12 protein-coding genes are annotated in these 13352 nt (G+C 54.8%); 4 read left to right on the forward strand and 8 right to left on the reverse strand.

Annotation, left to right across the window (positions count from 1 at the left end; translation table 11 throughout):
• Positions 1 to 160 precede the first annotated feature (160 nt).
• The 4 genes from QPL98_RS11575 (at position 161) to QPL98_RS11590 (ending at position 2815) form a co-directional block, all read left to right on the forward strand.
• Positions 161 to 565, forward strand: coding sequence for a YjfI family protein (locus tag QPL98_RS11575; protein ID WP_011787109.1), 405 nt, complete (start codon positions 161 to 163; stop codon positions 563 to 565).
• 14 nt (positions 566 to 579) lie between these two features.
• Positions 580 to 1278, forward strand: a complete 699-nt coding sequence (locus QPL98_RS11580; protein WP_153740305.1) for a PspA/IM30 family protein — start codon at positions 580 to 582, stop codon at positions 1276 to 1278.
• 66 nt (positions 1279 to 1344) lie between these two features.
• Positions 1345 to 1677 (forward strand): hypothetical protein, encoded by a 333-nt coding sequence (locus QPL98_RS11585; RefSeq protein WP_011787111.1) that lies wholly within the window; start codon positions 1345 to 1347, stop codon positions 1675 to 1677.
• Between the two features lie 43 nt (positions 1678 to 1720).
• The gene (locus QPL98_RS11590) at positions 1721 to 2815 is read left to right on the forward strand and encodes a rhomboid family intramembrane serine protease (protein ID WP_023012133.1); all 1095 of its coding nucleotides are present in this window, start codon (positions 1721 to 1723) and stop codon (positions 2813 to 2815) included.
• Between the two features lie 26 nt (positions 2816 to 2841).
• On the opposite strand, the gene QPL98_RS11595 is transcribed toward QPL98_RS11590, so the two are convergent.
• The 8 genes from QPL98_RS11595 to QPL98_RS11630 all read right to left on the reverse strand — a co-directional run.
• Complete coding sequence (locus QPL98_RS11595) at positions 2842 to 3291, reverse strand: DUF4124 domain-containing protein (protein ID WP_278350956.1); 450 nt, start codon at positions 3289 to 3291, stop codon at positions 2842 to 2844.
• Between the two features lie 137 nt (positions 3292 to 3428).
• Positions 3429 to 3992, reverse strand: coding sequence for a hypothetical protein (locus QPL98_RS11600; RefSeq protein WP_303293299.1), 564 nt, complete (start codon positions 3990 to 3992; stop codon positions 3429 to 3431).
• Between the two features lie 601 nt (positions 3993 to 4593).
• Entirely contained in the window at positions 4594 to 5760 is a 1167-nt protein-coding gene (locus tag QPL98_RS11605; RefSeq protein ID WP_303293300.1) for a hypothetical protein, read from the reverse strand.
• Positions 5761 to 5764: 4 nt separating this feature from the next.
• On the reverse strand, positions 5765 to 6376 hold the full coding sequence (locus QPL98_RS11610) for a hypothetical protein (RefSeq protein WP_303293301.1): 612 nt from the start codon (positions 6374 to 6376) through the stop codon (positions 5765 to 5767).
• 113 nt (positions 6377 to 6489) lie between these two features.
• Positions 6490 to 7746, reverse strand: coding sequence for a hypothetical protein (locus QPL98_RS11615; protein ID WP_303293302.1), 1257 nt, complete (start codon positions 7744 to 7746; stop codon positions 6490 to 6492).
• Between the two features lie 68 nt (positions 7747 to 7814).
• Positions 7815 to 11261 carry a toxin VasX gene (locus tag QPL98_RS11620; RefSeq protein WP_303293303.1) on the reverse strand — a complete coding sequence of 1149 codons (3447 nt, stop codon included), beginning with the start codon at positions 11259 to 11261 and terminating at the stop codon, positions 7815 to 7817.
• Complete coding sequence (locus QPL98_RS11625) at positions 11254 to 12183, reverse strand: DUF4123 domain-containing protein (protein WP_303293304.1); 930 nt, start codon at positions 12181 to 12183, stop codon at positions 11254 to 11256. The genes QPL98_RS11620 and QPL98_RS11625 overlap by 8 nt, the downstream gene beginning before the upstream one ends.
• On the reverse strand, positions 12176 to 13352 hold a 1177-nt coding region (locus QPL98_RS11630), incomplete at its 5' end, for a type VI secretion system Vgr family protein (protein ID WP_303293305.1). The genes QPL98_RS11630 and QPL98_RS11625, both read right to left, overlap by 8 nt.

Below are 13352 nucleotides of genomic sequence, written 5' to 3' on the forward strand. Positions count from 1 at the left end.
GTGTCAGACTGACGAGTTGTTTATAACGTAAACAAACTATTTCTTGCAAATGTTTAATTGCGAGGTATAGACTCGGATGATTGACATAAAATGTCAAGCGACAGGACAAGGTTCGTCCGGATCGGCCGAACCGATTCAACGCCACAGGAAGGAGCTATTCGTGGATACCCAATCTCTCACCCTGGCCCTGGGTGACGCCACCCATGCTGGCCGAACCTTCGATGTCATGCCCATTGCCGGCGAAGAACCGGTGCTGCAGGTAATCGTGTCCGGCGCCGAAGAAACACCGGTGTATATTACCGTAACCGACACCCAGATTCTGTGCCTTGCGTACCTTTTCGACGAACAGGAACTGGCCCCGGAACGTCTGAACGAGCTGCATGAAAACATGTTGCGCATCAGTGTTCCCATGCCCTTAAGCTCTCTTGGCAAAACCGGCCAGCACTATGTGGTCTATGGCGCACTGAGCCCCACGTCCGGCACCAGCGAGATCATGCAGGAACTGGTAACCCTCGCCGAGAATGCCATCGACCTGTTACAGACTTTTGAAGACTACCTGGCTTGAGTGAGGGCTGAGACATGAGAACCGTACTTAAAAAAATCCTGACCGCCATGCGCGGGGGTGTGAACGAACTGGGTGAAGCCGTTGTCGACGGCCAGGGCAACCGGATTCTGGAACAGGAACTGCGCGATTCCGAGCATGAGCTGAAACAGGCCAAGCAGGAGCTGGCGTCACTGATGGCCGAAGCGGCCTCCCTGGCCCGACAGATCCGTACCGAGCAGGACAGCGCCACCAAGCGTGAAGACGATGCCCGCAAAGCCATCGCGGCTGGCCAGGAAGACCTGGCCCGGGAAGTGGCGGAGCGAATTGTTGGCCATGAGCGCCGCGCTTCGGAGCTGACCCAAACCCGGGAATTGCTGCAACAGCGCATTGTGGGCCTGAAAGACCGGGTTCAGAAAGCCGAGAAACAGCTGGCCGACTACCGCCGGGAACTGCAAGTGGTGAAGACCAACGAGCGGGTGCTACGCACCACCGCGCAGATTGACACCAACATCAACAGCCAGCAGTCCTCCCTGAGCACCGCGAAAGAGACATTGGAACGGATTCGCGAGCGCCAGGCCCGGGAAGAAGACCGCCAGACCGCCAGCGCCACCCTGGAAAAAGAGCTGACCGGCGCAGATCTGGACGAAAAACTGAAAGCCGCCGGCATTGACGGCGAACAGGATGCCGTGAACGATGTGTTGGCACGCCTCAAGGGCGGCAACGCAAACCCGTAAACCCTGAGCGCCCCGAAATCGGGGCGCTCACTCAAGCACCTCGAAGGCGCTCTCACAGGCAACCCCATGGCGAAGAAACAGGACTGGTCCCGAGAAGAACAGGCCGTTCAGGCGGTACAGATGGCCTTCGACCTGTCCAACGACATCCAGCGCGCCTTTCGCGTGTCGGCGGCCATGCAGGATATGACGACCGCCGACATGGTGCGCAAGGTGCTCCACCTGCCCTACCGTAAAGGCCGTGCCCGCCCGCGACTGACGGTAACCCTCAAAGACGAGGATTTCGAACTGCTGGCACGCAAGTACGAACTGGATCCGCAGGATCGTGCCGCTATTCGCCAGCGCGTGGCGGAGGAGTTGCAGGGATTTGCCAGGCAGTATCTGACTGCCTCGGACCAGTAATCGCCAGGCGCTTCAGAAACCGCTTTACCAGGAAAAGGACGTCATGCCCAGAAACCGCTATCGACAGTGCCCGGCCTGCAATACCGCAAGCCTGGACTCCTCCAGCCATCCCTCCATATTCGACTGCCGCCTGTGCCACGGGCTATGGTTTGAAGATGGCGCGTTAAATCAGGCGATTGCCGAGCATCATGACGGCGTAGACCAGTACGATCACGAGCAGCACCTCGGCCCCGCGCTTCGCACCAGCGACCGGCTTTGCCGGCGGTGCCGCGTGCCCATGACCCACTACCAATTGCTTGCTCACTACACCACGGAAATTGACTGCTGCCCCGGCTGTGACGGCGTCTGGCTCGACAAACACGAAGTCGATCAGGTAATGCAGTCGCCGCAACTGAAGCAGGCCCTTAAAGACCTGAACCAGAAAGTGAGCTGGAAATCCTGGCTGTTCCAGTTCCTGACCGCAATGCCGGTGGAATACAACGTAAAACCCCACCGCACCCCCTGGGTTACCCGAACCCTGGTGTTCCTCTGTGCCCTGGTGTTTGGTGTTGGAGCGCTGTCCCCTGAGGCTAATGAGTGGATCTTCGTAAACCTGGGGCTGAACTCCGACACCCAAAGCCCGTCACATTTTGTGCTTCAGTTGCTGAGCTATCAGTTTGTGCACGGTGGCCTGATGCACCTGGTCGGGAACATGTACTTTCTGTGGATCATCGGCGACAACCTGGAAGATGCGCTGGGGCATGGTGCCTTCCTGGCACTCTACCTGTTTGCCGGCATTATGGCGGCCCTTGCGGAACTGCTGTTGTTCGATGCCAGCCAGGGCCCCCTGCTGCTGGTCGGGGCCAGTGGCTCCATCGCTGCCCTGTTCGGTCTCTACCTGATGTGGTTCCGGCACGCCAGTCTTACCTTCATGATCATTGTTTACCAGAAGAAACTCGCACCTCACTGGTACTTCCTGATCTGGAGCCTGATAAACCTGTTCGGGATGTTCACCGCCCAGGGCGGTGTGGCGTGGGCCGCGCATCTGGGTGGCTTTGGCTTGGGGTTACTTCTGGGCTACCTGTTGCGGGATTATGTGCTACGGAAGAATCCGCTGATTGCGATGCTGAATCAGCCGGAGGCTGCGATTAACCGGTAGCCTTGCCGGTTAATCGCAATAGGTACCTACTCGCCGCAGGTTTCTTTAACCTTGGCGCGGAAACGGTCCCGAATCTGCTGATTTTCTTCCTCAGACACGTACTCCCGCTCACCGTTCTCATTGATATCGTAGAAGGTCGAAACACTCTCCAGGTGCTTGAGACGGGCCTGGAGATTCCGGCATAGCTCCTCCTGCTTTTCGGCCTGTTGCCGGGCTTTCGCTTCTTTGGCCTGACGCTCCTCCCGCTCCTGCTGTTGCTGTTCCAGGAACTCGGTCATTTTCTGCTGCCGGTCTCGGGCCGTGGCATCGGTCTGGGCTGGTGCGGCGTTGACGCGCACCTCCTTGGTACTGGCCTTCGCCGGGGGGCGATCGCCGAAATGGGTCTGACCGTTGGCATCTGTCCACTGGTAGACGGCAGCGTGAGAAAACGGACCAAGGGAAAGCAGAAATAAAGCGATGTGAAGCCTGCGAGCCATAACTGAATTCCTTTTCGAATAATGCTTTGGACAACTTTCGAAGGAGTAGTCTACCCGATGATGGGTTTGGGAACTTTGACCGGGTAGTCACAAGAGCCGTCCTACTTGGTTGGCAATGGAAGCCCCCAGTTCACAAGTCAGGACGCATAACTCAACTTTTCCGCCATCAGGTCGGGCCTGCGTGTTGTATCGATGATGGAGACATCGGTAAACATATCGTCCACTTTCTGCTTGAAGGTTTTGTCATCCATATCCCGCCAGTAACGCGCCGGACGGCCCGTTGCCTGATCATGCTTTGCGGTGGTCGGGTCAAGGTGTCGATACTGCTCCAGCATGGGCAGTTCCGGCAGCGGCCTGGTGATATCCATGTAATTCTGGATGAAATCCCAGTAGGCGTAACACATGGTGGGACTGCCGTGGGCGCCGAGAATATCGCCAACGGTAACATCCAGTTTGCTGTAACGGTGGGAGAGCACCAGGTCAAACAAAGTGCCAAAGCGATCCACCCTCGCGCAGCACCAGGCATCGAATTCGTAGAAGGGCTTTTCAACCACTACCGGCGGCTTTCTGGGGAGAAAAGGAAACTTTTTCGGGTATTGCCAAACCTTGATCATGCCGGTGCGACGGTTGAATTCCCATTCAGGGCCTCGGCCATTCCGTAAAAGCCATTTCGGGAAGAGGCGTAACGCCAGTTTGGCCATCAAAATGAGAATCCAGCCGCCTCCAAGCATGATAAATTCGAATAAACCAAGACTTTGTATGTACTCGGAATAGTTTCTACTAATGGACGTAAACAACGGCGACATCAAAATCAGTGTTATCAAATATCCGGGAGAAACAATGTAGGCCCACAACGCACCTGTAACACTAATTATACTTACTAATCGAGCCTGGAGAGCCAATGGTGCATGCCGGAAGCATTCATGATTACTCTCAACGTGAAGACCGTACTTCTCTGACAGATCCTCTTTTTTCTCCAGTCGCCGCAACTTCCTGGGTGGGTTTCTTGACATGAAGGTGGGCGGCATCACTTCACGGGTATTACCCCACGGTAATCGTAAGCTGGCTGAGCGATCTAATCCGGTTCGGTTCAATTCCTGAGTTTGATTGCTTTGCTCGGGAATCGAGTCAGGGCGATAAGCATAGGAGCAGTAATAACTCGCCAAGGTGGAACCCGCGAGTTTGCTACGGCCTTTGAATCCGGGCTCAGAGACATTAAATTCCTCCCGGGGTGAGTGTAGGCTCATATCCATATAGTTCTTGTTGCGCAACGTGATACGCAGGCTTGGAAACCGCCACTTACTAATCTGAAGGAACACTCCGGATGGGCTCTTTCTTCAATCCGGATTTTGCTCGACGCTGACGAGATTGTCGTGAACCACGGCCATAGGCCAACATATCTTCCGGCGTCATGTGCGCATAGCGCACCTTCTTGGCCATCAGGTTTGGGCGCTTCTCGATGTTAATGCGTTTGATATCACTGAACATCTGACGCACTTTTTGGTCAAATGTCCTATCGTCCATGTCCCTCCAATGCCTAGCTGATCTCTTATTTTTTCGGTCATGATCCGCCGTAACAGGATCAAGATGACGATAAGCCTCTAAGGCCGGAATATCAGGCAAAGGTCGTGTCACATCCATGTAGTTCTGAATAAAATCCCAGAACGCGTAACACATATCTGGAAAGCGGTGCCAACTCAGTAAGTCGTCACCGATGCGCACTATCAGCTTTTGATAGCGATGGCACAAGACGAAGTCGAATCGTGGACCAAAACGATCAGCTCCAGCCAGAACCCATCCGTCAAACTCATAAAATGGAGCCTGTATGATTTGAGGAGCAATCTGTTTTCTAAATGGCAACTTTCGAGAGTAGTGCCACTGAGTAACCATTCCAGTTCGCCGATTAAGCTCCCACTCCGGCCCCTTGCCATTCTTGACGCACCATCCTGGGAAAAGCTTAAAGATCACTCTTGCACAAAGCCACGCTGAAGCCGGAAAACCAATAGCCCAAAATATCGCTGGCAGAAATCCCTGCAGAACCGAAAGCCAAGTCTCTTCGGGAGCAAGCAGATACACGAACATCAAATAGGTAATCAAAACAAATGGCGTCAATATGACAGCTACCATTTTGCCGCCTACCTCAAGCAAGTTGATAACCCTTGACCGCCAGGCCAGTCGTGCAAAGCGAATGCACTCGTGATTGAACTCACCCTGAAAATCCCTAGCACGAAGTAGATTTCCATTTTTTTCGATGTGTCGAAGCGCTTTTGGTGGCGTGCGCTCCATCACTAAGGGTGGAATCACATCATGAGTGCTTCCCCAAGGCAGGCGGAAAGAGGTCGAGCGACCCGGCGTCGAGTGATTCAAATCCTGTTGCTGAACACGCTGGTCAGGAATCAACTGCGGACGATAGGCTGCAGGTCCATAATATTGATCCGAATCGTTTGTTGAACCCGCTCCGCAATTCAAAATATCAAGCCTGCTTGTTTACCAAGACTGAACACGTATCGATTGACGGATCCCCCTGACCAATTGACCCGACCTGATCCGATGGCCACCGAACAAATTGCCCGCCCTCTTTCGCCACGCAAAGTTGCTCAAAAATCTCGTTGTAATCGCCCTCGTAGTTGTAAAGGTTGGTGGCAACAATGCCACCATCCCTGCGCTGTTTCGATATGAATCTGCCAGGCTTCGGGAGACGGTAATTGTGTCCGTCCTTCAAATAGATAATCAGTAGCGCAGATCGCGCGCCCTGTGAACTGGAACGCTTTTCCAGTTTAAGTTGAGCAATATCCCGCCAGGCGATTTCCTCTAACGGGCAGTCATCGACTCGCAAGAATTGAGGAGTCACTTCAACCATGTGATTGATGTTTCCGAAATCCAGCCGCAGATACCCCCAAAAAACAAAGCTCGTGAAGATAATAAAGATGATTGCCGGTACGACTGATGAGGTATCCAGGTAAAACCAGTAGGCGAGACCGCAGATCGTAGCGAACAGCAGTCCAGCCGTTTGGTACATTAATGCCCGGTCTTTCCGGTACACCTCATGTCTAACAACGGGAAGCTTGGTATACGTCGAATGCATGTTGGTCAATCCATTAACCAGGTAAGTGCTTGACAGTTTCAGTCAGCGCGCCGCCTTCATCTGATAACAATCGGTTCCCGCATCCGACAGCAGCCCATTAATCAATAAGACAATCAGGCTTGGAAACGACCTGTCCTTCGCTTTAGTGGCTGTTTTCCCTCGCGCCCCGCCTGCCATTCAGACACTGGTCCCATCTGGGTAAACTTCAGGCCACGCTCGTAAGCACGAGTGAGTTGCTGATTCAGACGCTGTAGTGCCTCGGATGGCTTGGCCCATTGCTCTTTTGGCAAAGGCGCGGACCAGGCTTTCAGCTCCTCGGGCAGGCTCTTCAGGGCCAGGGTCTTGATGCGGCGTTCGGTGATGATATGGGCCAGGTATCGCTGGAAGAACCAGTCGCCCACTTTCTTGCCCAGCCAGGGCAACAAGGACATCTCTTTGCGGGCTTGTCTGCACTTGGCTTTGTAGTGGGCCAGGGTTTCGTCCTCTTTCGGATCCGGGCAAGCCTCGGGACCGTTTTCCATAAACTGGCGAATACACTCCCATTGGGCCAGGCCGGCGGTTTCATGGCCGACGTTGATACTTGCAGCCGCCAAGGCCGATTCCGGGTCGTCGGGTTTCGGAATCGCCAGGGTGAGAACCGTGTGGGTAGCCATCAGGCTAGGGCCAATGTTTTGTTTCGTTTCGATATAGGCAACCAGCGTGTCCCAGGGGTAGATCTCGTAGACAAGCTTGGGATCGTGTTTTTTCTTTAGGCGGAGGGCAAAATATAGGTAGGCTCCTACCATTAAGACTTCGATTACCAAAGCTATTAGCAAATAATCTCGTACACTTTGGACATATTCTGGAGGATTATTTTTTAGGCCCACAGGAGCATATAGAGTGGCGGCGATTGTGAAAGCAATAAGCATGTAAGCAAAGCCGGCTGCATTCTCATTCCAAAATGGCAGCTTGAATTCCTTCCCCTCTATCCAGCGTGGCATAGCCACTTCCCGGCGCTGCCGGTTCAGTCTCACCGGAGGCGTTTCTTTCACGGCTTTGTTACCCAGGAAATGCATGTACAGTCCCCACGGCAGAGAGATCAGGAGGTTTCCGACAAGCATGAACAGTGGCGCCTCCCAATCCCAGTTGCCCAAATGGTCCGGCCCCACTGCGAACATAAGACCAAACCCTAAGAAACCAATGGATAACAAACTTAAGCTCAAGAACATTAGGGAAAACTCAGCGCCGAACAACAAGTTGCCATGCTGTAAATCCAGCCAGCCATCGGTTTTCCGTCGAATCCAGGCATTGACGTCCACCGCCCTTTCACCTGTCGTTGCCGGTTCCGGACTCAGAGCCAGTAACCGACCATCTTTGGTGGTTCGGCGCACTCCGACTTCCCAGTCGGGCTCAGGCGATGTTTGATTTGGTGATGGGCTCTGGTTAGCTTTGGTCATAGTCAGGACGTAATCGGGTGGTTTACTAGGGCATAGTAGTTGATGATCAATGGGGTCAATCGAGTGTCCGGCGCATTCAGAGGTGTTATTGGCTGCCACTCTTTCGTTTCGTTAGCGCCGACCATCGGCAAATTACCCTGCTCGTGCAAGGTCAGCTTGTAATGGTACGCCTTGTCTGTCTCTGGCAACCAGTTGGGGGAGTTTGCTGTCTTGTAACGGAAGGCCAGGTAGAAACCGTCAGTCGTATCAAGGTCGGCTCCGGTGAGGGAAAGCTCCAAAGCAACACCCGCCGTGCCCATCCTCTTGGTAGTAATGGCCTGATTCCAGTAGTCGTGATCAGGGTCCCAGGCCGTGCCTTCCTGCCGCAGGATTGCCCATTCCATGTTATCTACTTCCAGCGAACTCAGTCCGGGCAATTCCAGGCGAAAGGCGCAATAACTTGTCCGCCCATCCAACGCGGCTTGCTCTGCCCTCACTGACAGAGTGGGTTGGTAAATGACCTTGGCCAGTTCATGGCGTTGCTGATTCGTATCCCAACCCTTGGCGTCATTGCCCCAAGTGCTCTGCTCACACCAGCGCTGTACGTCCGTTCGCTTGAAATAACTTTGTACCCAGTTACCAATACAGACCAAGGCGGTGCCTATCCACAGGTAAACATTCAACCCCCGGAACAAACCACCGGCCAGTGACAACATCCCCCGATTTACCGATTTCCAAGTGATGTCCGCAGAGGTTTTGCGGAGGACGTGATAGATACCTGCAGATCCGGTTCTAGCCATTCGCCAGCTACCTGCTCCAAGCAAAACATCACCGCTTAACGTTAGCCCAGCTCCAGTCCGCTCCCCACCACTTTTGTTACTGTCAATCATGGAGAAAAACTGCTTTATGCCATCTGCGCCAGCCGAGAAAAATCCCGCCCAAGCCGCAACGGTTCCCCCCCACACATTCACCCGTGCCAACCGCGTCAGAACCTCATCCGCCTGGGAAATGGCATTATAGTAATAATTCAGACGCGCACTGCTAACAATGGTCAAAACGCTGGCTGCCGCGCCGATTGTGCCCGTGGCTCCGGAAAACGCGTCTGCCCAGCTTCCATCCGGATCGTCATTTATCAATTTTTTGATTGCATCCCATGTTCCAACAGCCCCAACCAATCCCATAAACGACACCAATCCCATGCCGCCAATGCGTTTCGGCATCTCCAGCTTGTCTTGCCCAGAGGTCAAGATACCCCGCCCATAATCCATCATGCGAGTAAGCCCACCACGGTCTCTCAGGCGTTTCAGTTCATCAACTTCGGATTGCACCGCATGGCCGTATGCGGTCCGGGTCAACCCAGCAATCAAGAGCGCTCCGCTGTGGTTATCCCCCTCAACCGGGGACGTATCCATCAGTTGAAAACCTCGCTCACGGAGCTGATTGGTCAGCTCTTGCTTTTGGGCTCGGATGGCTCGGATCTGTTCATCGTACTCTCGTTTATATCGGCGACGGTCTCGGGTACTGGCCTCGCTATGCCGCTGCTGAAGGCGATTTTCCCGCTCCAAAACCTCCTCACGTAACTTGGCAAGCCGTTCGATTTCCTTCACGAGAGATTCATGCCTGGTAAGGCTGTCAGCATCGGCAATCTCCAGATCAATCTGGTACAGCCTCTGGTTCTCGAAGACGTGGGCCCGCAGGCCAGGATCCATGCGCTCAAACACTTGCCTTAGACGGCCATGCAAATCGGCGGCATCCGCCGCTTGAACCAACTCGAATACCGCCAATCGACCGGTAATATTGAGCTGGGCCAGGTGGTGGCTGAGTTGTGCGGCAGCGCCCTCTGAAAGAGATGGAAATTGCAAGTGGGGGCTCCGCTCAACCAGCTGAACCCATTCCTTGTATGCCGCCGGAGCTTGCTTGGCATCCATAATGGCTTTCAGGCCGTCGATTACATCTTTTAACGTGCCAGGGATGATCTCGGGTTTCAGATCCAGCGAGATCAAATGCTGATGCCCGATCTCCTCAAAGTAGAATTGCTTCAGGAATGAAAAATCACCCGATGCTTGTGCCCACTCCGTGAGCACTGCAATCAGACCGTTGTCCATTTTCAGCAGCGCCATGTAGCTGTCTTCGCTTTTCCGGTCATACAGATGACCATGAAGGTAGAAGGTGGACAACAAAGATTGGATATCCGTGACGATGCGTCGTTTCTCTTCGGAGAATTTCGACAGGTGTTGCTGCGCCTGTTCCAGATAGGCATTCATGTCGTCAAGCTTCACCAGGTCAGCAATGCCTTGCTCACCAGCGAAATCGGAGCCGTCAACAAGGTTGGACTGATAGTCCGACATGGACTCGACGATACTGAACAATTCGCGCTGCGACAGTCCCATGTCTGTTGCCAGCGCGTCAGCTGCGTTACGCACTCTGGTGACCCGCTCATGGTCGGACGGCATATAGCTATAGGTGCTGGGGCCGGCGACTTTTCGGGCGCTTTGCTGATATTCCGGGAAGTCTTCGATCAGTTCCTTCAACTGAACATGTTGGTCGCGGCTCCCCACAGCAACCTTTTCAAACAATGCCTTGGCATCTTCATCTTCGACCTGCTCCGAAAACGCGCGGGCCAACTCAGCGACTCGGTCGTCATCCAATCGAATCAGATCGCTGATGAAGCGCGCAGGATAGTATTTCGCGTCCTCTGCCTCCAACCATGCGTTATGGTTGGTATCCACAATGGCCCAGGCATCCAACAGGTCGTCAATGTGGCCCATAAAATCATCAACCACGATGTACGCATGGTCCAGATCATAAGCCGCCAATCGATGGGCGAACGGTTCAGAGCCGGTATCCAGTGTATTTTGGGCCCAGTACCAGGAGGGTAAATGGGTTTTCCCATCCATGGGCACGGTTTGCGTGTCCGGGTGGGTCAGTAGCGATTCCAGACTTGCCTGGCTCAATAGCTGGGGCTTGCCGTTGATGGGGCAATAACCCGACAATCTCACCCGCTGCATCACCTGTTTACGGTAATCTTCCCAGCTAATAAGCATGCTGCACTTTTTCGCGGTCAGCTGCGTGGACGAGAAAAACACATCGACATGCCCACGGCGCGGCACCACGATAGCTGGTGTATCGGGGGTTCCGGTACGCTGATCCTGAGAGGCTTCATTACCTTGCCATAAACGTTTGGTGACCGCGCCGCCGTCTTTGACTTCGTATTCATGCAGAATGTCAGGCGCATCCGAATGGAACAGGTACAGGTAGCCATCCCGTATCTGGCGAATGCCAATCGGCTGAAATTCGAGGTTGAACCGCGGCTCCAATGAGGGGTGTTCCGCCGCCTCATCGGCATAAGCGTATCGTACCGGGATCAACTGAATATCCGCACGGGTCAAAGGGCAGGCACCCTGAGCCGTGGTGCTTGCCAGGCTTGCGCGGTCGGCGGCTGCTATGGGGTTAGTAAGTTGCTTACCCATGAATCGGCTCTCCTTGCACTTGGGCTCCAGCAGAGGACATGGCGATCATCGCCGCTTCTCTGGCCTGGGCTTCTGCGGCCGTTCCTGGCCACCGATGAAAAAGGTCATAAACACCAGGGGCTGCTGTATGCCATAGCGACAGCTCTCCCAGATAACCGTATACGGTACACCAGTGGAGCAAGGCCTGTAGCGATTCATAGGCATTGGCCAACGCCTGTTCCATGATGGTCCGAATATCCTTTATCAAAGCCTGCCTTACGTTTGACGCCACTCTACTCGGGAAATAGGTCTCAAGGTGCTGCATCAATTTGACCAACGTTGCGCGTCGATCAGTGTCCGTTAAACCGCTGAGGGTGAGTTCTCCCAGTCGAAATGACGCACTACTCTCCACGTTCCGTCCAACGCCAACCTCCGGTAACCAGTCCGGGCGTATCTGAAGGTGCCAGCCATCCCATAAGGCGTCCGGGAGTTTTACCGCAGTATACGGAGACCAGTATTCGGGCACCCCACCATCACCGGAAGAAGCCAGCAGGACCCTTGCGACGGTGGGGTCGGCGAACCGCAACATGACGTTGTAGCCCAAGGGGTGGCGTACCATGATAAACCGGCGTAGATGATCAGCTAACGCGTCCAACGATTCATCACTGGCGATCGCGTAACCCCACTCTTGTGCTTTGCCTTCCAGAGACAGTTGTTCCAACAACGGGTGGCCCCGGTCGGTGCGCACCAGCAACGGTGCAACATCGCGAATCGATGCCCATTCAGTGCCATCAAAAAGATTGCGATAGTCCGGGGTGTCAACAAGCTCGTACAGCCAGCGTTCCGCCTCTGCGCGTTTGCTGCCATCAATCAGGACATAATTGAAATGCATGTCCTGAAGCTGAGCGCTGGTTTGTGAAGGTGCGTCGAAAACATCAAACATCGGACCCATCTCCCGATGTGCTCTCTTCTGCCTGGCAAATGGAGGTCAGGGCTTTGCCTTCCTGCAGCGCGCGAATCTGGGCATCCGGTTGCGCATTGGTTCTCTGGCCGACCGTGGCCAGCGCAGCAGGGTCGGTATACGCACCACCAGCATCCACCAACCCAGGCATCTCCGGCACCTGCACCTTCTGCCCACTGCCTTTACCTGCAGTCCCACCGGCATTCATCTTGATACTCGCGCCCCCCATGGCCACGCCGCTGGGATCGATCTTCACGAAGCTGCCGCCGGCTTTCAGGGTGATTTCGGCGCCGGCCTCAATGACGGCTTTCTGGCCGGCTTTGATGTGCAGCTCGGTACCGGAATTACTGAGCCAGGCGGTGCCGGCTTTCAGGTGCAGAGTACCGGTGACATTGAAGCTGTGGTCTTTGCCGGTTTGCTCGCGCTTTTCGCCATCCACGGTGTGATGGCGGTTGCCTTTGGTGTGGCTGAAGCGGTTGTTCTCCACCGTCAGGTGGCTGTCGTTCTTGATGACTTCCGTGCGGTTGTGTTCGGTGAGCAGGTCCAGGTCTTTCTGGGCGTGCACGTAGATCTGTTCTTCGCCCGCTTCGTCTTCAAAGCGTAGCTCGTTGCTGCCCTCACCCTTGTGGGTTTTGGTCTTCAGGGTGGTGCGGGTTTTGTGCTCCGGCAGCGCGTACGGCGGTGTGTTGGTGGCGTGATAGGTTCTTCCGGTGATGATGGGCTGGTCCGGGTCGCCGTCCAGAAAGCTGACGATGACCTCGTGGCCGATTCTGGGCAGGGCCATGAAGCCGTATTGGCCGCCGGCCCAGCCCTGGGCCACGCGCAACCAGGCGCTGCTGTGTTCGTCGTTCTTTGAGTATCTATCCCACGGGAATCGTACTTTCACCCGGCCGTACTGGTCGCAGTGGATTTCTTCCCCGTCCGGGCCAGTGACCAGAGCCATCTGGGGGCCGTCCATCACGGGTTTGTGATTACACAGGGGGCGCCAGGTTTTGTCGGCCGGGATGGCGCTGAAGGTGTTGTGATAGCGGGTGGGCTCGCTGCCACCCTCTTCTTCCAGAGCCTGGGGCTGTTTGCCGGTGTGGGTGATGGCGGTGAGCAGCCATTCCCGGTTCAGGGTCTGGCTGTCGTGGTCCTGCAGTTCCACTTTG

It is taken from the genome of Marinobacter sp. ST-43 (assembly GCF_030541085.1).
Lineage (GTDB): Bacteria > Pseudomonadota > Gammaproteobacteria > Pseudomonadales > Oleiphilaceae > Marinobacter > Marinobacter nauticus.

Bases quoted from the DNA above. Each gene is read 5' to 3' on its own strand.
- QPL98_RS11620 (WP_303293303.1), bottom strand. From the start codon at position 11,261: ATGGGTAAGCAACTTACTAACCCCATAGCAGCCGCCGACCGCGCAAGC.
- QPL98_RS11600 (WP_303293299.1), bottom strand. From the start codon at position 3,992: ATGGCCAAACTGGCGTTACGCCTCTTCCCGAAATGGCTTTTACGGAAT.
- QPL98_RS11585 (WP_011787111.1), top strand. From the start codon at position 1,345: ATGGCGAAGAAACAGGACTGGTCCCGAGAAGAACAGGCCGTTCAGGCG.
- QPL98_RS11625 (WP_303293304.1), bottom strand. From the start codon at position 12,183: ATGTTTGATGTTTTCGACGCACCTTCACAAACCAGCGCTCAGCTTCAG.
- QPL98_RS11595 (WP_278350956.1), bottom strand. From the start codon at position 3,291: ATGGCTCGCAGGCTTCACATCGCTTTATTTCTGCTTTCCCTTGGTCCG.
- QPL98_RS11580 (WP_153740305.1), top strand. From the start codon at position 580: ATGAGAACCGTACTTAAAAAAATCCTGACCGCCATGCGCGGGGGTGTG.
- QPL98_RS11610 (WP_303293301.1), bottom strand. From the start codon at position 6,376: ATGCATTCGACGTATACCAAGCTTCCCGTTGTTAGACATGAGGTGTAC.
- QPL98_RS11590 (WP_023012133.1), top strand. From the start codon at position 1,721: ATGCCCAGAAACCGCTATCGACAGTGCCCGGCCTGCAATACCGCAAGC.